Genomic DNA, 328 nt, shown 5'->3' on the forward strand with positions numbered 1-328 from the left:
CCGGGAAAGCCCGGCAGCCCGCTGAAGCTGCTCTGACATCCCTTGCCCCCTGCAGTCAGGCCGCGGGCAGTGGCCGCAACGCTCCAGATGCAGCGGCTGCCGAGGTCGGAGATGTCGAGGGTCTGGGTGCGCTCGTCCAGCGCAAGGCCGGACGCTCCGGCAATGCCGCCCACCACCTGCTCCACGGTGCGGGCAGCGGGTTCATAAACGTATACCGCACCTGTTCCGGTGTGGGCCAGCAGCTCGGTGCGCAGGGCAATTTCCAGCCCCTGTTCCGCTCTCTCCTGCCCGACCACGGCAAAGTAGACCTTGCCGTCCGCACCGACCT

1 pseudogene is annotated in these 328 nt (G+C 68.0%); it reads right to left on the reverse strand.

Annotated features, from left to right (window positions below):
* Positions 1-328: pseudogene (locus tag P0G09_RS16605) on the reverse strand (SMP-30/gluconolactonase/LRE family protein); the annotation flags it as partial.

Source organism: Faecalibacterium sp. DFI.5.82, from assembly GCF_029076575.1.
In the GTDB taxonomy this organism is placed as follows: Bacteria; Bacillota; Clostridia; order Oscillospirales; family Ruminococcaceae; genus Faecalibacterium; species Faecalibacterium duncaniae.